Annotated in this window: 24 protein-coding genes and 2 pseudogenes; 24 read left to right on the top strand and 2 right to left on the bottom strand. The window is 39.6% G+C overall.

The annotated features are described in order from the left end of the window. The first annotated feature begins 27 nt into the window (after nt 1–27). The 8 genes and pseudogenes from ACQRBN_RS01695 (at nt 28) to ACQRBN_RS01660 (ending at nt 3285) form a co-directional block, all read left to right on the top strand. Nucleotides 28–327 (top strand): helix-hairpin-helix domain-containing protein, encoded by a 300-nt coding sequence (locus ACQRBN_RS01695; protein WP_427737184.1) that lies wholly within the window; start codon nt 28–30, stop codon nt 325–327. After that, nucleotides 324–770, top strand: a complete 447-nt coding sequence (locus ACQRBN_RS01690) for a GNAT family N-acetyltransferase (protein ID WP_427737182.1) — start codon at nt 324–326, stop codon at nt 768–770. The genes ACQRBN_RS01695 and ACQRBN_RS01690 overlap by 4 nt, the downstream gene beginning before the upstream one ends. Before the next feature lie 23 nt (nt 771–793). After that, nucleotides 794–1122, top strand: a pseudogene (locus ACQRBN_RS01685) (DUF3795 domain-containing protein); the annotation flags it as partial. A gap of 88 nt (nt 1123–1210) precedes the next feature. Next, complete coding sequence (locus tag ACQRBN_RS01680; RefSeq protein WP_427737181.1) at nt 1211–1648, top strand: ester cyclase; 438 nt, start codon at nt 1211–1213, stop codon at nt 1646–1648. A gap of 7 nt (nt 1649–1655) precedes the next feature. Beyond that, nucleotides 1656–2099, top strand: a complete 444-nt coding sequence (locus ACQRBN_RS01675) for a GNAT family N-acetyltransferase (protein WP_427737180.1) — start codon at nt 1656–1658, stop codon at nt 2097–2099. Nucleotides 2100–2106: 7 nt separating this feature from the next. After that, nucleotides 2107–2352: an AAA family ATPase gene (locus ACQRBN_RS01670; RefSeq protein ID WP_427737179.1), complete on the top strand. Its 246-nt coding sequence runs from the start codon at nt 2107–2109 to the stop codon at nt 2350–2352. Nucleotides 2353–2379: 27 nt separating this feature from the next. Further along, nucleotides 2380–2634: a hypothetical protein gene (locus ACQRBN_RS01665; protein WP_427737178.1), complete on the top strand. Its 255-nt coding sequence runs from the start codon at nt 2380–2382 to the stop codon at nt 2632–2634. A 207-nt stretch (nt 2635–2841) separates the two neighbouring features. Continuing rightward, a complete protein-coding gene (locus ACQRBN_RS01660) occupies nt 2842–3285 on the top strand; it encodes a zinc ribbon domain-containing protein (protein ID WP_427737177.1) in 444 nt (147 codons plus the stop codon). Between the two features lie 276 nt (nt 3286–3561). On the opposite strand, the gene ACQRBN_RS01655 is transcribed toward ACQRBN_RS01660, so the two are convergent. After that, on the bottom strand, nt 3562–4497 hold the full coding sequence (locus ACQRBN_RS01655; protein WP_427737176.1) for a radical SAM protein: 936 nt from the start codon (nt 4495–4497) through the stop codon (nt 3562–3564). 178 nt (nt 4498–4675) lie between these two features. Between ACQRBN_RS01655 and ACQRBN_RS01650 the strand changes: the two genes are divergently transcribed. The 16 genes and pseudogenes from ACQRBN_RS01650 (at nt 4676) to ACQRBN_RS01575 (ending at nt 16872) form a co-directional block, all read left to right on the top strand. Then, on the top strand, nt 4676–5005 hold the full coding sequence (locus ACQRBN_RS01650; RefSeq protein ID WP_427737175.1) for a winged helix-turn-helix transcriptional regulator: 330 nt from the start codon (nt 4676–4678) through the stop codon (nt 5003–5005). A gap of 157 nt (nt 5006–5162) precedes the next feature. Then, entirely contained in the window at nt 5163–6083 is a 921-nt protein-coding gene (locus ACQRBN_RS01645; protein WP_427737174.1) for a helix-turn-helix transcriptional regulator, read from the top strand. A gap of 50 nt (nt 6084–6133) precedes the next feature. Next, nucleotides 6134–7216: a GNAT family N-acetyltransferase gene (locus ACQRBN_RS01640; RefSeq protein ID WP_427737173.1), complete on the top strand. Its 1083-nt coding sequence runs from the start codon at nt 6134–6136 to the stop codon at nt 7214–7216. A 423-nt stretch (nt 7217–7639) separates the two neighbouring features. Further along, complete coding sequence (locus tag ACQRBN_RS01635) at nt 7640–8500, top strand: zinc ribbon domain-containing protein (RefSeq protein WP_427737172.1); 861 nt, start codon at nt 7640–7642, stop codon at nt 8498–8500. Nucleotides 8501–8630: 130 nt separating this feature from the next. Continuing rightward, nucleotides 8631–8957, top strand: a complete 327-nt coding sequence (locus ACQRBN_RS01630) for a type II toxin-antitoxin system RelB/DinJ family antitoxin (protein ID WP_427737171.1) — start codon at nt 8631–8633, stop codon at nt 8955–8957. Nucleotide 8958: 1 nt separating this feature from the next. Beyond that, nucleotides 8959–9540: a Fic/DOC family protein gene (locus tag ACQRBN_RS01625; RefSeq protein ID WP_427737170.1), complete on the top strand. Its 582-nt coding sequence runs from the start codon at nt 8959–8961 to the stop codon at nt 9538–9540. A gap of 83 nt (nt 9541–9623) precedes the next feature. Next, entirely contained in the window at nt 9624–10478 is an 855-nt protein-coding gene (locus ACQRBN_RS01620) for a hypothetical protein (RefSeq protein ID WP_427737168.1), read from the top strand. Nucleotides 10479–10486: 8 nt separating this feature from the next. Further along, nucleotides 10487–11134, top strand: coding sequence for a hypothetical protein (locus tag ACQRBN_RS01615; RefSeq protein ID WP_427737167.1), 648 nt, complete (start codon nt 10487–10489; stop codon nt 11132–11134). Between the two features lie 266 nt (nt 11135–11400). Further along, the gene (locus ACQRBN_RS01610) at nt 11401–11898 is read left to right on the top strand and encodes a hypothetical protein (RefSeq protein WP_427737166.1); all 498 of its coding nucleotides are present in this window, start codon (nt 11401–11403) and stop codon (nt 11896–11898) included. Between the two features lie 95 nt (nt 11899–11993). After that, the gene (locus tag ACQRBN_RS01605) at nt 11994–12176 is read left to right on the top strand and encodes a hypothetical protein (RefSeq protein ID WP_427737164.1); all 183 of its coding nucleotides are present in this window, start codon (nt 11994–11996) and stop codon (nt 12174–12176) included. Between the two features lie 16 nt (nt 12177–12192). Beyond that, nucleotides 12193–12852 carry a hypothetical protein gene (locus ACQRBN_RS01600; RefSeq protein WP_427737163.1) on the top strand — a complete coding sequence of 220 codons (660 nt, stop codon included), beginning with the start codon at nt 12193–12195 and terminating at the stop codon, nt 12850–12852. A gap of 420 nt (nt 12853–13272) precedes the next feature. Continuing rightward, nucleotides 13273–13416 carry a hypothetical protein gene (locus ACQRBN_RS01595; protein ID WP_427737162.1) on the top strand — a complete coding sequence of 48 codons (144 nt, stop codon included), beginning with the start codon at nt 13273–13275 and terminating at the stop codon, nt 13414–13416. Nucleotides 13417–13602: 186 nt separating this feature from the next. After that, nucleotides 13603–14292, top strand: a pseudogene (rhuM, locus tag ACQRBN_RS01590) (RhuM family protein). A gap of 464 nt (nt 14293–14756) precedes the next feature. Further along, nucleotides 14757–15587, top strand: coding sequence for a MerR family transcriptional regulator (locus ACQRBN_RS01585; protein WP_427737161.1), 831 nt, complete (start codon nt 14757–14759; stop codon nt 15585–15587). A 48-nt stretch (nt 15588–15635) separates the two neighbouring features. Next, nucleotides 15636–16607, top strand: coding sequence for a serine hydrolase domain-containing protein (locus ACQRBN_RS01580; RefSeq protein ID WP_427737160.1), 972 nt, complete (start codon nt 15636–15638; stop codon nt 16605–16607). 76 nt (nt 16608–16683) lie between these two features. Then, nucleotides 16684–16872: a hypothetical protein gene (locus ACQRBN_RS01575; protein ID WP_427737159.1), complete on the top strand. Its 189-nt coding sequence runs from the start codon at nt 16684–16686 to the stop codon at nt 16870–16872. Between the two features lie 241 nt (nt 16873–17113). Here ACQRBN_RS01575 and ACQRBN_RS01570 read toward each other — a convergent pair whose 3' ends face one another. Beyond that, nucleotides 17114–17410, bottom strand: a complete 297-nt coding sequence (locus ACQRBN_RS01570; RefSeq protein WP_427737158.1) for a helix-turn-helix transcriptional regulator — start codon at nt 17408–17410, stop codon at nt 17114–17116. Between the last annotated feature and the right edge of the window lie 23 nt (nt 17411–17433).

Raw genomic sequence — 17433 nt, 5'->3', positions numbered from 1 at the left:
CATGCCTTTCCAGCAGGAGGATTTGGGATGATGCAGAATGAGGAGAATAAAACCGGTGATTTGAAGAAGATACCGGGTGTGGGAGCAAATATGGAACAGCATTTGAAAAATATTGGAATCTACTGCATTTCAGACTTAAGGGGAAAAGACCCGGAAGAATTGTATCGTCTGGATTGTATGAAAAAGGGATTCCAGGATGACAGATGTGTGCTGTATGTATTTCGCTGCGCAGTATATTTTGCAGAACATGATCAGCATGAACCGGAGAAATTGAAATGGTGGTATTGGAAGGATAAGGAGTATCCGGAAAGGTGTGAAAATCAATGATTCGATATGTAACGAAAGAGGATATTAACAAGGTACGTTCCATGATGGAACAGGTGAAAGAAGCTTTTCCCGGATACCAGGAGACAGAATTCCTGGAAGCACTTGATAAGGCCATAGACGATAAGGAAGCACTTTTGGAGGAGAAAGAGGGCAGATTGGCGGGAATGCTTACTTTTTCTTATCAGGAAAAAGAGCTTATGTTCCTGGCAGTCATGCCGGAATTCCGAAAACAGGGCGTTGGGAAACGACTAATTAAACGGATGGCAGAGTGCTTTGAGGATGGGGAAGTGGTTCATGTGATTACATTTAGGGAAGGAGACCAGAAAGGAATGGCTGCCCGTTACTGTTATCATTCGTGCGGATTTGTGGATGATGAAGAACTGGTGGTATTTGAATATCCATGCCAAAAAATGGTTCTGAAAGTGGAGCAGATAAAAGGCTAAACAGGGTAGAGGGGAGAGACATTTTGAAGGATTTTACAAGATCAGATTTATTGTTTTCTTTGTGTGGATTAAATTGCGGACTGTGTCCTATGCACCTGGATGCGGCGGCGATGAAGGAAACCAGTCCTGCAAAATAGCCAGATGCAGCCTGCAGCATGAAAAGCCGGAATATTGCAGCCAGTGTCAGGAATTTTCTTGTGAAAAATATGAGAATATTGATGCGTTTGATTCGTTTGTCACGCATCAGAACCGGAAAAAAGATTTGGAGAAGCAGCAGGAAATCGGTGTGGAGGTGTACAGGGCAGAGCAGGAAGAGAAAATCCGTATTCTGAAGTGGCTGCTGCAAAATTATGTGACAGAGCAGTTTCAGAAGGCAGCAGATAAGCAGGGTATTGTGCTAAAACTGAGAAAGAAAAAGTAATTTTGCCTGGGAGGTCGTGATGGATAGAAAAGAAATCGTGAAATATTTTTATGAAGTTGTGGTGACGAATCATCTGCTGGAAGAAGTCGGGAAATATATATCTGAGGACTGTGTGCATAAAAATGGAGAAGAATTGATTCTAATAGGAATTGAAGGAATGAGAAGCCATCTTATTGCAGTAAAGAATACATATCCCGATTATTCTATGAAGATCATCAGGCAGTATTGTGACGGTGATCATGTTATCTCTGAGTTTATCATGGAAGGGACACATAAAGGCGAATGGTTGGGAATGAAGCCTACGAATAAAAAGCTGGTTTTTACCGGGGTAGATATAGACAAAGTGGTTGATGGGAAAATCGTGGAGCATGGGGGAGCAGTAAATACATTTGAAACATTGTTTCAGGAAGGGCTTATAAAGCCTGAAGATTGTACGGATAAATTAGGAGAAAATTGAAAAATGTTTGAGTCTGATATTTCTTGATCTGCACAGTGAAGCAAGGATTGAAGAAGTGATGTATTCCGAAAAAATCTATTTTGCGATGGTACAGGGAAACATCATAGGAACCGGGAGCATCCGGAAGAATGAGATTTGCAGATTGTTTATTTTGCCTGAATATCAGGGAAAGGGATATGGAAGCAAATTGATGGATTTGCTGGAAACAAGGATTTTGGAAAATTATCCCAGGGTTCATGTAGACGCTTCTTTCCCGGCGGAAAGTATGTATCTGAAACGGGGTATCAAATTATTTCGTATGAAAAGATTGAAACGGAAAATGGAGATTTCCTCTGCTATCATACTATGGAAAAAGAGATGTGCAGGAATTTTTCTGTATTGGAAACTGGGATTTCAGGTATTAAGGGAGCAGAATGAAGACTACCTGATGGTATTGGAATTGCAGGAATAAGAAGACTATGAAAAATATTTACTTAATAGGCGGAATGATGGGAGTTGGAAAAACTACCACCTGCCGGATTTTGAAAAATAAACTTCCGAACTGTGTTTTTCTTGACGGGGACTGGTGCTGGGACATGCATCCCTTTCAGGTAACACCGAAAATAAAGAAAATGGTAATGGAGAATATCTGTTTTCTGCTGAATCAGTTTATTCGTTGCAGCGCATATGAGAATATCATATTCTGTTGGGTAATGCACGAGTAGGGTATTATAGATGAAATTATATCAAAGTTGGAAACAGAAGATTGTCAGATATATACCATTTCTTTGATGTGTGATGCGGATGTTTTAAGGAAACGTCTGCAAAAGGATATAGACGCAGGTATCCGGTCAGAGGACGTGATTCAGAGAAGTATTGCCAGGATTGGTTTATATGAAAAACTGGATACGGAAAAAATAGATGTTTCCCATATAATGCCGGAGCAGGCGGCGGAAAGGATTATAAATGGAGAAAGAGGAAAAACGGATGCAGAAGAGACTGCCTGACAGAGTAGCAGACTGATCTTGGCGCTGAGTGGTAGGATTTTCCAGTGCCGTTACGGTGCCAATACAGTGCCATTTTTGAACGTTTTTATCCTAAAATGCGTTATACTGTTCGGGGAATAACAGCAACAGCGGGTTGCTTGTCAGGTGTGAAACATCAATTTATAATGAGAGTACATTATTAAGCAGAAAGGTTGAGGATGAGCAGGGATGGAAACACGGGATATCATTAAGAAACTGCGTGAAAAGAATGGTCTTACGCAGGAGCAGATGGCGGAGCGCCTGATGATCAGCAGGCAGGCTGTCAGCCGTTGGGAAAACGGCGAGACACAGCCGGATACAGAATCATTGAAATTGTTGTCAAAAGAATTTAATGTATCAATTAATACACTGTTAGGGACTCCGCGGCAGCTTATTTGCCAATGCTGCGGTATGCCCTTGAATGAAGATAGTTTGATCAGCCGCGAAAAGGATGGAAGCTATAATGAAGATTACTGCAAGTGGTGTTATGCGGATGGAAAATTTGTCTATCAGTCAAAGGAGTCGCTGTTGGATTATCTTGTGAGCCATATGCCGAATCCTGACAATCTGAAAGACGAAGATCGGCGCATCCAGTTTGATGTGTATCTTTCACAATTGAAACACTGGAAATAATTTCCACCTGTGCGGTTGCAATATTCTTGATATTCCACCTGTGCGGTTTGAATGATTTTTAAAAGTAAATATAGAAGTTACAGGCACTTGCAGGAATGCAGGTGCCTTTTCTGCGTTTAATTTTAGGGGATAATGAATGGGAATCAGGTTTTTGGGGTTTGGGTCAGGCGAGGGATAAGCAGACCAATAATACGCTGCACTTGTGACACAGGAACACATAGATCGTTTTTAAAATATTCCGGCAGGGAATACGGTATTCTCTGCCGGATTTCAGAATTACAGATGCGGGAGATTTTTTCTGTAATTTCGCAGATCTTCTTCACTGACTTCAGAAATGATTTTATCAAATGTTTCCAATAATTTCGGTTTATCCTCCGGCAAATGTCCCCTGAGCTGGAAAGCATTGGAAGCTCCCATTGCGGCGAAATAGGTGGATATATTCAGATTTTCCACAAGGGTACGGAGTTCACGGTATTTTTCCAGTTCACCTTCTTCCTGCCAGTTTCCGTTTTGGATTTCCTGATATAAATCGGATTCCGGATAAACTGTCAGCATATTTGGACCAATTAGGAACGGATGAAGCTGATTGAATATTCCTGCGGATAATTTTGCTCCGGTTTCGCCGTGTCCCTTACCGGAAATACTGGTCAGATAGAAGAAGCCATATTCGATACCGGTCTGCTCTAATCTTTTGCATTGGGTTAGAATGTCCTTGGAAGTATACCCTTTACGCATAAAGGCAAGTGCATCATCATCTCCTGTTTCAACGCCGATGGTCAGCCCGGTGTATCCTGCCTGCCGAAGCCGGATCAGCTCATCATCTGTCTTCTTTATGGAATCCGTAATGCGGGCAAAGCATCCAATGGATTTAACAGAGGGAAAATACTTGTGAATGAGGGATGCAATTCCAAGTAATTTTTCTGTTTTCAGGACAAATGGGTTGGCTCCTGTTAAGAAAACACGGTGAATTGGCTCCGGGTTTTCTTTTCCCTGCAGGCGGGTTAACATTTTTGAATAGGGATTTGTACGCAGAACCTGAGCTTCCAGTAAATCGTCTTCTATGTCTTCCATAGGTGACATTCTGAATTTGAACGGCAAATCACTGTACAGGGTACAGAACTTGCACTTATGATGGGTACAGCCCGCTGTTACTTCCAGCAGAAGCGAGTCTGCTTCATAGGGCGGACGCCAGATTGTTCCTGTGTAATGCATGATAACCACCTCAAATCAAATTAAGATTATGTACAGGCAACGAGGCAAACCTGTACATTGCTGTCCCGTTAGGATGATTATAGCAAAGCACACCAAAAAGAAAAGTACTGTACTTTTTTGCAGTACCTTTTATTTTTGCGCAGAATAGGGTATGATGTTGAGGGAAGGAGATGGAGAAATGAGAAAATCGGAAGAAGCAGCAAACCGTTGTAAGACGATTTCTATGGTGCAGAAATTACTGGGAGGGAAATATAAGATTGAGCTTCTCTGGTATATTGGAAAGTGTGATATCCGGCGTTTCGGACAGCTTCGCCGCCAGATAGGGGAAATTACAGAAAGCTCTCTTACGAAGCAGCTCCGGGAACTGGAAGCAGATGGCTTCATTATCCGGCATGATTTCTGTGAGGTTCCTCCACGGGTGGAGTATACGTTGACAGATCTTGGGAAGAGCTTTTTATCCGTTCTTGATTATATGAAATCCTGGGGAGATGAGAATCTGCTGGTATAGACAAGGTATGATGGCTATATAAAATGATAAATTGGAGAGTTATATGGATTATAGAATAATTTTGACAGGAGGCAGTTCGTGATGAAAGAGAGGAAGGAAGTTCTGGACTTTGGGCTGACTTTCCCGGATATGAAAACAGGGAAGAGATGATTTTAATATGAAAATTGACAGATTATTGGAGATTATTATCTATCTTTTAAATCATGAAAACGTATCAGCAAGTGTTTTGGCAGAAAAATTTCACGTGACAGTCAGAACGATTCAGCGTGATATGGTGTGTATCACGGAAGCAGGCATTCCGGTTTATTCAAACCATGGAAAAAACGGAGGCTATTCGATTCTTCCGTCTTATAAGATGAAAAATTGTGATATCCGCAGGGATGAACAGCAAATGATCCGGCAGGCGCTGGAAAGCCTGGCGACCTCTTACGCAAATGAAACACTGGCAGGATTGATAGAAAAGTATCATGCTGTTTCTGAGGATACAGAAAGTCAGAAGACCTTTTTCGATTTTGGAATCGCGAAGGAAAACCGAAAGGTACAATGGGACAATCTGATTTTGGAAAAGGCCATCGCAGAGGAAAAACTGGTAACCTTTTCGTACAGGGATGCGAAGGGGCAGGAAACACGGCGGCTGGTTCAGCCGCTGGCAATCCAATATAAATGGTATTCGTGGTATTTGTTCGTCTGGTCTGTGCCGCAGGAAGCATACCGTACTTTTAAAATAGCAAGAATCTCAGAATTACGGGTAACTTCCAAACATTCTGATAAGAAGCATGAGGATGTGGGACTTCTTATAAAACAGGCGGATGAGGCATATTCGGATACCTGTGTCACAATCGAAGTACATTTTGACAGTAAAATAAATAGCATCATCGAAGAATATTTTCCAGACAGTGAGATGGAAGAACTTTCCGGAGAAATGTCACGGGCGTGGATTCGGGTCCCTCCGGGGGAACGGTTATGGAAAGCATTATTACTTAGCCTTGGAAACCAGGTTACGGTGATTTCGCCGGAGATGTATCGTAATGAGCTGATTGAAACAGCTCAAAATTTTTTATCTAATTACGACATATAGCTGTCGCATACATGTGATAAGATGCTAAGAAAAAAGAGAGGATACAATGTATGAGTGAATTTGTAAAAGCGTTATTGGAATGCCGGGAAGTTTCTAAAATTCCGGAGCAGTACGACTGGTTTGCATCCTTGTTGGGAGACTGGGAGTTTGATTACTATGATGTTATGGATGGAAAGGGGGGACGTCATGTGGAGGGGGAATGGCTGTTCCGCCGGGCGTTGGACGGAACCTGTATTGAAGACCTCTTTATCTGCCCATCCAGGGCCACAAGAGAGAGTAATCCGCAGCCGGATGGGGAATATGGAGCAGCCATTCGGATGTTTCAGCCGGAAACGAAGGGCTACGATATGGTTTATACAACAAGAGGAAGTATGACCCGGCTGAGGATACAGAGAGAGGAAGGCGGGATTGTCTGCACGGTATTGAGCGATGCCTGTGCAAAATGGGTATTTGACAGGATAGCAGGAGATACCTTTCACTGGAAAAACGTAACGGTAATGGAAGACGGTTCTTGGAGAACAAATTGCGAAGTGTTTGCTGTGCGTAAGAAAACCTCTGATTATGGGAAGGTGTATGAGGATTGCCCGATATTTGACACCGGGAGATATCGTCTGCGTCTGGTGGAAGAGTCTGATGGATCAGACCTGCTGAAGGTATATTCCGATGAGAAAGCAGTACCGCTGTTTAACAGTGACAATTGCCATGGAGATACGTTCCACTATACATCTCTGGAACGTATGGAAGAAGCAATCCGGTACTGGCTTTGGGAATATGAAAGAAAAGGTTTTGTCAGATGGAGTATTTTTGACCGTGCCATTGGAGAAGCAGTGGGGACAATTGAGCTGTTTCACAGGGATGCAGAAGATTATTTTACAGAATGCGGTTTGCTGAGGCTGGATCTGCGCAGTGATTATGAAAAGAGGGAGTGTATCAAAGAAATACTGAAGCCTCTGCTTTCCCCTGCTTTTCTTATGTTTTCCTGTGAAATTCTGGCTACAAAGGCAGTGCCAGAAGCGCAGGAACGCGCGGAGGCATTGACAGAATTGGGATTTCAGAAAAGGCGGGAGACATTGAGGGGGCATGATGGGATACAGTATGGTGCCTATTGGATATTGAGAAAAACGGAAGCGTAAATAGGAATTTTATTTAATGAGAGAGATGATTGGAAGTATCTATTAGCGGCAATACTCTTTATACATGGTAGATTATGGAAAGTGGGATTGCATCGTAACAGACAGGTCCAAGGCGGATTGCATTAGTACATGAGAAGTCATGAATATGTGCGGTACTGCCGGGAAGGAGAAAGACGATGCCTGACCCTGCGCTTTTATCGGCTGCGAAATGCTTGATAAGCGGAATGCTAGACACCAATGAAAAATATTGTAGTATAAGTGAAAATCAGATATTTCGTCCGCCGGGACATGCCCCGTGCGTAGAGGTTCATTTTAGAGACCGTAAAAAGTTGAATGTTAGCTTTTTGCGGTCTTTTTTTGCGTTTATGGAGAAGGCTGTCAGTTTTTTCTGGCTTTACCGCAAGGTAAAGAAAGGAAAGCTGTATGGCAAAACGAAAAATTAGAATCCGATCCGGAGAACTGGAAGCATGGCTTGAGGTTACAGAAGAGGAATACCAGAAGTATTACCGCCCATGGTGGCAGCAGAAAAAGCGGGAGCAGAGGAACAGGGAAGCAATGGGGGAACAAGGGTATAAAGAGGAATCGTATGAAGAATGGAAAGAGAACGATATGCGTACAGAGCTTTTTTCAGAGAGCATGGAGGAACTTTTGCAGAAAAGTTACACGGCGGGCTTTCTGACAAAAAAGCGTGTGATGAACGAAGGGGAGATTCAGCAGTTTTATATTGAGGATGACCATGAAGCCATCATTGAGCCATGGATTTGGGAGTGCGTACAGTTGGAGATGGAACGCAGGAAACGGTATCTGGAAGAGTATGGGACAAATTCCTTTTCCCACAATACAGAGCAGAATCCATTTGCGGCGAAGATTATTTGCGGAGAGTGCGGCAAGGTTTTTCATAGGAAAGGTTGGCAGAGCAGCACCGGTAAGACTCGCAGAATCTGGCAGTGCAGTGAACGGTATAAGGTGAAAGGCGTGTTGGGATGCTCCAATCGGCATATAGATGAGGATACCGTGCGGAAGATTTATTTCATGGCATGGAATAAGCTGCTGGAATGCCGGGATGCGCTTCTGCCGGAGTGGGAAGAGAAAGCACAGGGAGCGGATTTGCTTGCGAGGTTCCGAGCGGTGGATTTTATGGAATTGACGGAACATGCACAGCCCATACAAGAGCTGGATGCCGATTTGATGCTGCGGACGCTGGATCATATTAAGGTATATGAGAGCGGCGTGATGGTGACGGTGTTTCTGGATGGGACGGAGATTGAGTATAAAGCGGAATAATGATAGATGGGAACCAGCCGGGATAAAAAATATCTTGGCTGGCTTTTTTGATATAAATTCGAAAAATAAAGTTTACAACGTAATGACAATGTTGTACAATAAAAGTACCAAATATCGAGGAGGAATGAATATGGCAAATACATCATTGTTACAAGTCAGGACTTCATCAGAGGATAAGGAGAAGGCATCGGAGATCCTTGAAAAGCTGGGAACGAATTTATCTGCTGTGGTAAATATGATGATAAAGCAGATTATTCTTACAGAAAGTATTCCATTTGAGGTGAAAATAAACCATTCAGCATATTCAGCGGCAGAGGCAATCAAGGAAGTGAAAGCGACTATGGCGTTTGAAGGAATGGATTTGAATGAAGAAGATATCCGGATGCTGCGTGCTTATAAAAACGGAGAAATTTCGGGAGATGAGTTAAGAAGCCAGATATTAAGTGAGGTCAGATAAAATGCCGGATCGTATATACTGTTATCCGGATTCCGATGTTTTGAAAAACAAAATGGGAGTCAGGGATTCCGAACGGTTGAGCCAGTTGGAAAGACGGCTTACAATGCTGCGTTTGTTGGAACTGATAGACAAACCAATCAGGGGAAAGTTCAATTTGAAACATCTGCAGGCAATCCATAAATATATTTTTCAGGATATATATGAATGGGCAGGGGAAATCAGAAAGGTTGATATCGCAAAAGGAAATATGTTCTGTAATGTCAGATTCCTGTCAGGCCAGGCAGCAGAAATCTTTGGAAAATTGAAAGAAGAAGATTACCTGCGGGGGTTAGAGGAAGAAAATCTCATAGGTCGGCTGGCATATTATTTTTCAGAAATCAATGCCCTGCATCCCTTCCGAGAAGGAAATGGCAGAAGCCAGCGTGAGTTTATCCGATGTTTAGCATTGCATAATGGGTATGTGCTGAATTTCGCAAATGCAAGCAAAGAAGAAATGATGAAAGCGAGTGAGGATTCCTTCCTATGTGATTATAGAGCGATGGAACAGCTGTTTAAAAAGTGCATCAGAAGAAAGGGATTATAACTCTCTTTGCTTTGATTTGTTGAAGTGGGTAAAAAAGGTTGAAAATGGTGTATAATTTGAAGAAAAGATGGGGGAGAAGGTAAATGGCACAAGGAATCATTGGTGGTGCGACATCTTATGAGGAGCAATCATTAAGTGATATTTTGCTTGACATTAAGAAATGGCTGGAGTATACAGATAAAATCAAGCATAGTATGGAGTTGTGGCTGAAATCATCGAAAGAAAATGGGTTTTGGCAAAGGGTAGAGTTTGATTTTCAAATGACAGTTTATTCGTCTATTTCATATTTTAATACAATTGTCGAAGATTTAAAAATGGTGAAAGTTGCTATTGAAACGAATAGTATTACGGAGAGAGAGGTTTCACTGTTACGCAAAATTGGTTGCAAAACTAATGAGTATAATAATGAATATCCTCGAACGTATAAAAGTGAAAAAAGATATTGGCATGATTATGGCAATCCAGATTTTGAAATTGTTGAAAAAATGTATGCAAAAGGCAGAGATTACTTTGTTACGTTGCAAGACGCTGGTAATGCAGCATCTAGATTGGAGGATTATATGAGTAGAGGACAAACGATTAATAATACTATGAATATTTCAGGGAATGTTACAGGCTCTCAAATACAACAGGGAACTGTGAATTCATGTCAGCAGATGAATAATGAGGGGGAATTTTCATATGAAAAAATATTAACTATCTTAAATCAAATTAAACAATATTCGGAGAATGAACTTTTTAATAGCGAATTTGGCGATAAAGCGGATGCGATTCGAGAAATGGTAGATGAAGCATTAGAGGCAACTGAACAGAAAAGTGAACCGTCAAAAATAAAGAATACATTGACTAAACTTAAAGGATATGTAGCGAATGTCGGATGTGGAATTATTGCAAGTGGAATTTTTAAACTGATTGAGTCTGTTTTGGAAAATTGGTAAGGAGAAAAATGTCAATAGTTATAGAATTGCAGAAGGCGGCTATCGATAGCAATAGTGATATATTGTCTTTGCTGAGAAAGGCATATTTGATAGCTAGAAAACTAGAAATTTCAGATTTTCAAGAATGGATTTCCAGTGAATTGAATGGGTATGAAGATTATGATAAAATTCCTGATTATAGAATGATAACAGGTAGTTTAAAAGGGTGGAACCCATATCATGGCTGGATTCCAGTAGTTATACCGGACAGTAGCACGGAAGATGCTTTTCATACGAGAAAATTATTTGATTCTATTCCCAGTTTAGTTAATATTATTAACGAAACGGATAATAATGTATTGTCTTATTCTTTTGATGGAAAGACTCTTGAAACTTTGTGTAGAATGACAGGACATGCATCAAATTATACGCTTCAATTCTCAAAGAATGCAATTGTAAATATTGTAGAGCAAGTAAAAAATAAAATATTAGAATGGGCATTGTTGCTAGAAGAGAATGGAATTCTTGGTGAGGGATTACAGTTTACGGCAGAAGAGAAAGAGAAAGTATATAATATTCCTCAAATTGTAAATTATGTGAGTAATTTTTATGGGGATGTTAGAGAGTCACAAGTACAGCAAGGAACAACTGATTCTGTGCAAAATAGAAGTACATAGAAAAGGGATTCTGTATAATGGCAAGAATTATAGCTTGCTATATCTGGTGGACTAATACTTAACTCCGAATTGCTTACTGAATGAATCAGCCGTTGGCGGACAACGAAAAAATTAGCCATAAAAGAGAGTTGGTAATGCTGCGGTATTATGGCTTTCTTTTTAAATTAATAAGGAGAATAAGAGAACTGTATAAAAAGAACTTCTTGACAAAAAAGCAATCCAGAGTGATTACTGGACTACTAAATTTGTTAAGGAGTTGATTTTGAATGACAGAGGAACAGAAACAGATGATTGTGCGTCTCCGTAATGTTGGGATTGGCTATCGAAAGATAGTTGACGTATTGGACATTCCACGGGATAAGGTCAGGAATTATTGTAAAGCAAATGGTTTGGATGGATATGCAAAAAGACTTGTGGAAAGAAAAGATCGGGAACAAATACGGAATGAGTGTCCGGAAATTTCATGCAAACAGTGTGGGAAACCGCTTAAAGTAGAAACGGCAGGAAGAAAGCGGGTTTATTGTTCAGAAAAATGTAGGAAACAATGGGCAAAGGAGCATCCCACATTATATAAGCATGAGTGCGTATTCTGCGGAAAAGAATTTGAAAGCCGGAACAGACAGCAGAACTTCTGTAGCCATGATTGCTATATCAGGAACCGATTCTGGCGTCAGGAAGATGCAGAAGAAATCTTTAATATGCTTCTTTCCGGCAAGAAAGTGCAGAAAGTTCCCAAATGGATGAAGGATTTGCTTTCAGACTGAGTTTACCCCTTTGGATTGAAAAAGGGGTGAATCTGTTAGAAAAGAAGAGAAATTTTGACAAGTAGTATACAATTGGAACAAAAAATATTGAACATTTGTGTATATACGGTAAGTTTGAAAAGGACACAAACAATATTGATGTTGAAGAAATAATAAAAGCAAGTGATGCAGGATTTGTTTTTATTGTTGATGCAATAAATGAAATGTCTGAGGAAGGTCAGTATAATTTATTAGGCGTTTTAACAGAACTTAAAAAATATCCTATTGTATTCAAATAATGCGTTATTGTTAAGCATGCTATGTGATGTACTATCGTCAAAAAAGATTGTTGATGAAACTGAAAATGGAATTGCGTCTATCACTTTTATTTTGGAGCAATATATAAAAAAGACCATAGGTAAGGTGTTTAAGGATCACCTAACTTGCCAGGGTGTAGATGTTTGGAAAGATACAAAAAGAGTTGCTCAATGGATGTATAGGAATGGGGAAAAGCGTATTGATGAGAATAGTCTACTCTCGGTAATTAAAACAGGAGAAAACTTTCTTCCATCCATGATACAGATGGGTTTTATGGATTGCTATGAAAGTGATAATAAAAAGCAATATTACTTTGTTATTGATTCTTTGACAGATTTTTTGATTGCCCGTTCCTTATTTGAAGATATCAGAGGGAAAAAATATGAGGAACAGATTAGTATTATAAAATCAAAAGTAGAGTCTTTGTATAATCTTGAAGAAGCCTTGATTATAGCAATATTTGATAATATGTCTCCAGATTATGAGAAAATAAAGGACTTATTAATTGGTACAGAACTAATTGAGGACCTGGATTTTAATACATTGGTTAAAATTCATTATAAACGAGAGAATATTGCAACTTTTCTGAGGATGTTTAAACCTATTGACCATAGTACATTATTGTGGGTATTATTTCCAAAATGGGATAAAGAATAGGCTGAAAAATGTGTTGTACTTTACGACATTAAATGACAGAGAAGACAGAAGAGACGATGAGGCATTTTATTTTGGATTGCTCTGTTGTGCAGCACCTAATAAAGATGTTAGGTGTTTGGCAATGAAACTACTATATGAGGTGGTTTCAAAGAATGAAGGCTATGTTAATAGACTTATTATTGAATATGAAAGAATTTTTGATTTCTATATACAAGAAGCTATTATTTATGTTCTAAGCCAAATAAAAAAAGATAACGGTAAAATTCTAGACTTTTATAATAAGATTATCGAAACGCAGGATAATCTGACAGCAAAAAGCATTCGCAGAATTTCGACTTATTTTGGGAATCCTTACTCTTATATTAAGTGGAACAGGAAAAACTTATTGGTTATGGTAGACGGAATAGTGAAAATAATCCATTGTGTTCTGTGTGTCCACATACCAATATTATTGAAGACGAGCCAGACGATTCTCTGATTCCTGATATAGAATGGCTGAACAATATGTTTGTAGAATATGGAATTGCAGATGATATTGATACGATTGACGAGATAGATTTTTAATACCAGTTGACTTCTTTATAAAGAAATACAGTTTAAGGGCAAGATTCCTACATTGCGCGAAGAATGGTAAAACTGCTTGCTACGAAATGTCTGGAATTATGGGATATCATGCTTGAGAGGCAGGTGGGATCTGTAAGAGTGCTCAGTGAGTTGAAAATTAATGGAACGATGAAAGGAGGTTCGCAGATGAAAAATAAAAAAGATGATTCTAATATTGTTGGAAACGAAATCATCATATATCAAACGGAAGATGGACTTACCAAAATTGATGTTAAATTGGAAGACGAAACGGTTTGGCTTACGCAGGCGCAATTATGCGAACTTTACCAAACCAGTAAATCTAATATCAGTGAGCATATTAAGCACATCTTTGAAGAGGGCGAACTAGAGGAAAATGCAGTTGTTCGGAAATTCCGAACAACTGCTGCTGACGGAAAAAACTATAATGGACATACAGCAGCAGAAGTTATATACGAGCGTGCGGATGCCAATCAGCCTTTTATGGGATTAAAAAGTTTTTCTGGTGATTTTCCTGTATTGAAAGATATAAGTATTGCAAAGAATTACCTTAATGATGAGGAATTGAAAATTCTAAATAATATTGTATCAGGTTACTTTGATTTCGCAGAAATTCAGGCTATGCGCCATAATCCTATGTATATGGCAGATTATGTGGAGCATCTTGATAATGTTTAAAAAACAACAGGTGAAAAGGTATTACAAGGGGCTGGAACGATTAGTCATGCACAGGCAATCGAAAAAGCAACAGAAGAATATAGGAAATATCAGGCACAGAACTTATCGCCGGTTGAAGAGGAGTATTTGGAAAGTATTAAAAATATTCATAGCGTAGTAAAGAAAAAGGGTAAGAATTGACTTCAAAAGTGTATCTGTGTAAATGATGAGATTAAAAAGAGATTTTTTAGATATTGGTGAAAATATAAGTTTGGACAACGATAATCATGTTGAGAGTGTCGTGTTGATGTCACGAGTTGAGAAATAAAGAACTGAAAAAGTGTAGAAACAAGGGATTTCCGGGAGTTGAGACGGTTTGGATGACAGTTTCAATTCCCGGATTTTTTGCGTTTGGGAAGTCTGTGGGAACTGGTCTACTGCAAAAAATGACGGAGAGTTGAGAGGACAGGATAGATATTGGGTATGTTGTGGAGACAGGATAGATAAAAGGGGTGTCGAATTGACAGGATTGTTAAATCCGATAAAACTTGCAATTGTTTTTATATTCGATTAATATGCTACTACCTTGAAAATAAGCATGAAAAGTGCCGTTGACTTTTCCCCTGGGGCAAAGTTTATACTGGTACCAGAAGGAGGTCTATTATATGTTGACAATTGGAGAATTTTCGAGTATATGCCGGGTATCCACAAAAACACTTCGATATTATGCGGAAATAGGATTGATACTTCCAGAAGAAATCAATCCGGAAAATGGTTATCGGTATTATTCTATTAAGCAGTTGGAGACGATGCTGTTCATTAATCGGCTGAAAGCATATCATTTTTCGTTGGAAGAGATTAAGGCAATTCTTGAGTCAGAGGAGGTAATGGATGACAAACTATATGCGGCTCTTAGTAAAAAGAAAAAAGAGATTTCAATGCAAGTGATGATGTATAGAAGTACGTTGGAGCAGATAGATGCTGATATGTCCGCCTTAAGAAAGGGAAAGTCAATTATGTCATATATGGAAGATATTGGTATAGAACTGGTGGAGGTGCCAAAGATGTATCTTCTGTCCATCCGAAAGATGATTCAGGAACAGGATTTCCCTGATGAATATGGGTATTGTTTTGGAGAGCTGTTTAAGAAAATGAAGGAAAAGCGCCTGACAGCATCCGCTCCACCGATGGTTTTGTTCCATAGTGATGAATATAGTCCATTAGGGTTGGATACAGAATTTGCTGTCCCAATCAAAGAGTATGCAACGGGAACCAGGGACTTTTATCCTGGACTTTGTTTGAAAACTGTTGTGCATGGTTCCTACTCGCAGCTCTCTTCTGTTTATGCGAAACAAATTGAATGGGCAGAAAAAGAAGGGTACGAAAATTGTAATGCACTTTATGAAGTTTATGTAACAAGTCCTTCGGAGGTTTTGCAGGAGAGCGATCTCATTACAGAGGTCTATTATCCAGTAAAAAAGATATTAAAAAAATAAAGCGGGAAATAAATGCGTTTACAAATTGGTTAAAGTAAAGGAGATACCATGGATCAGAAAAGAATTAGAGATCTTGAACATAAAATCAACACTGATTATGGAAATACCACAGGTGTGGCGGTATTAAAAGAAGGAAAATTGGTATATGAAAAATATTTCAAGGGATGTACAAGAGAAAGCCAGGTTCATGTTTATTCTGTAACAAAAAGTATTATTTCAATACTGATTGGGATTGCAGTAGATAAAGGATATATCCAAAGTATTGATCAGAAAGTGCTGGATTTTTTCCCTGAATACATAGTAAGGAAGAGAGAAAACACCATCCAAAATATCACAGTCAAGGATATGCTGACAATGACAGCACCTTATAAGTATCGTTTTTTTGCTCCGTATGTGAAATATTTCACTAGTGAGGATTGGGTGAAATTCTCTCTAGACTTGCTAGGGGGCCGGGGGAAGATCGGAACATTCCGATATGCACCTCTGATTGGTCCGGATATTTTTTCGGGAATATTAGTAAAAGCAACAGGGCAGTCGGTATTTGAGTTTGCAGATGAAAATTTATTTTCTCCATTAGAAATTCATATAGAAGGAGATTTGATGTTCAAAAGCAAGGAAGATCAACTGGCATTTAATGAATCTATAGATACCAGCGGATGGGTTCGGGATTCATTAGGGATTCATACAGCGGGGTGGGGACTTACACTTTCCCCTATGGATATGGCAAAAATCGGTCAGTTATATTTGAATAAAGGCATATGGAATGGAAAACGAATTGTATCAGAAAAGTGGGTGGAAGAAAGTACGAGAGAGCATAGCCGATGGAAGAAACATGATTTACCGTATGGATATTTATGGTGGGTAAATGAAGATGGTTATGCAGCGATGGGGGATGGAGGAAATATCATTTATGTGAATACAAGAGATAAAATAGTTGTGTCATCTTCTGCGCTTTTTGTGCCAAAGGCAAGAGATAGGATAGATTTAATCAAAACATATATAGAACCAATATTTAGATAGCCTGATAAAACGGTTGTTTAGAGTATTCCGTAGCGTTGCTAGTTGTCTGCGGAGGCTTTGCTATCCGTTTCTTTAAATGGGAATAGATGCGGAATTTGTAGTTGACTTTATGCCGACGGCGATTGAGGAAATCATACGTTGGATTGGAGATAACCGCTATAAATTGAATGGAAATCATTTTAATATATACCATATATCACCTGAGATGGAGCAGTCAGAAGATGAGATGGTTACAGAAGTATGTTTTCCAGTCAGCCCAATTTGATGTTGTCTGCAATTATCTTGCCAGAACTTTTGCGAATATGCTCTTGACTCTCAGACTATGCGAGGGCTTATAGTGGAGGTCGCAAAGGAGGTTGGAGAATGAAACGATTAGGCGTGGGCAAAGAACTATATTGGCATCAGCAAGAAAAATACATATTTTGGGATTAACATGAAATCGCCGGAAGCAGACATTTCGCAGATCGTACAAAAGGGAATGGCAAAAAATGCAGAATTTTTATCTGTTACTCTGAATCTGAAGGCATTTCACTCTCGGACAGTAACGCTTCTGTGGTGGCAAGGATGACACGAAGCTGCCCTTCATCACAGCGTGTAAGCAGACGCTCAATCTGCTGATATGTAGTATTGGTCAGATTCTCGTTTGGATAGATGACAGTATCTGCTGACAGGTTGAAGTAGTGGATTACTTTTTTGAAGACATCGTAGCTCGGATTGTTCCGGAAGCGCTCTAGGTCTTTGAGATATGGTAAAGAAATATCCAGTATTTCAGCTAATTCTGCTTGTGTGAGTTTCTTATCCATTCGTGCATTTTTACGGTTAAAAA

This window comes from Bariatricus sp. SGI.154 (assembly GCF_050313795.1).
Lineage (GTDB): Bacteria > Bacillota > Clostridia > Lachnospirales > Lachnospiraceae > CAMBRQ01.
This window is presented reverse-complemented; position numbering and strand designations above follow the sequence as displayed.

What these genes read in the sequence shown, in the direction of transcription:
- ACQRBN_RS01580 (WP_427737160.1), top strand. Translation starts at nt 15,636, where the DNA reads ATGGATCAGAAAAGAATTAGAGATCTTGAACATAAAATCAACACTGAT.
- ACQRBN_RS01645 (WP_427737174.1), top strand. Translation starts at nt 5,163, where the DNA reads ATGAAAATTGACAGATTATTGGAGATTATTATCTATCTTTTAAATCAT.
- ACQRBN_RS01635 (WP_427737172.1), top strand. Translation starts at nt 7,640, where the DNA reads ATGGCAAAACGAAAAATTAGAATCCGATCCGGAGAACTGGAAGCATGG.
- ACQRBN_RS01610 (WP_427737166.1), top strand. Translation starts at nt 11,401, where the DNA reads ATGACAGAGGAACAGAAACAGATGATTGTGCGTCTCCGTAATGTTGGG.
- ACQRBN_RS01695 (WP_427737184.1), top strand. Translation starts at nt 28, where the DNA reads ATGATGCAGAATGAGGAGAATAAAACCGGTGATTTGAAGAAGATACCG.
- ACQRBN_RS01585 (WP_427737161.1), top strand. Translation starts at nt 14,757, where the DNA reads ATGTTGACAATTGGAGAATTTTCGAGTATATGCCGGGTATCCACAAAA.
- ACQRBN_RS01655 (WP_427737176.1), bottom strand. Translation starts at nt 4,497, where the DNA reads ATGCATTACACAGGAACAATCTGGCGTCCGCCCTATGAAGCAGACTCG.
- ACQRBN_RS01670 (WP_427737179.1), top strand. Translation starts at nt 2,107, where the DNA reads ATGAAAAATATTTACTTAATAGGCGGAATGATGGGAGTTGGAAAAACT.
- ACQRBN_RS01625 (WP_427737170.1), top strand. Translation starts at nt 8,959, where the DNA reads ATGCCGGATCGTATATACTGTTATCCGGATTCCGATGTTTTGAAAAAC.
- ACQRBN_RS01680 (WP_427737181.1), top strand. Translation starts at nt 1,211, where the DNA reads ATGGATAGAAAAGAAATCGTGAAATATTTTTATGAAGTTGTGGTGACG.
- ACQRBN_RS01630 (WP_427737171.1), top strand. Translation starts at nt 8,631, where the DNA reads ATGGCAAATACATCATTGTTACAAGTCAGGACTTCATCAGAGGATAAG.
- ACQRBN_RS01575 (WP_427737159.1), top strand. Translation starts at nt 16,684, where the DNA reads ATGGGAATAGATGCGGAATTTGTAGTTGACTTTATGCCGACGGCGATT.
- ACQRBN_RS01570 (WP_427737158.1), bottom strand. Translation starts at nt 17,410, where the DNA reads ATGGATAAGAAACTCACACAAGCAGAATTAGCTGAAATACTGGATATT.
- ACQRBN_RS01600 (WP_427737163.1), top strand. Translation starts at nt 12,193, where the DNA reads ATGCTATGTGATGTACTATCGTCAAAAAAGATTGTTGATGAAACTGAA.
- ACQRBN_RS01660 (WP_427737177.1), top strand. Translation starts at nt 2,842, where the DNA reads ATGGAAACACGGGATATCATTAAGAAACTGCGTGAAAAGAATGGTCTT.
- ACQRBN_RS01620 (WP_427737168.1), top strand. Translation starts at nt 9,624, where the DNA reads ATGGCACAAGGAATCATTGGTGGTGCGACATCTTATGAGGAGCAATCA.
- ACQRBN_RS01650 (WP_427737175.1), top strand. Translation starts at nt 4,676, where the DNA reads ATGAGAAAATCGGAAGAAGCAGCAAACCGTTGTAAGACGATTTCTATG.
- ACQRBN_RS01615 (WP_427737167.1), top strand. Translation starts at nt 10,487, where the DNA reads ATGTCAATAGTTATAGAATTGCAGAAGGCGGCTATCGATAGCAATAGT.
- ACQRBN_RS01690 (WP_427737182.1), top strand. Translation starts at nt 324, where the DNA reads ATGATTCGATATGTAACGAAAGAGGATATTAACAAGGTACGTTCCATG.
- ACQRBN_RS01640 (WP_427737173.1), top strand. Translation starts at nt 6,134, where the DNA reads ATGAGTGAATTTGTAAAAGCGTTATTGGAATGCCGGGAAGTTTCTAAA.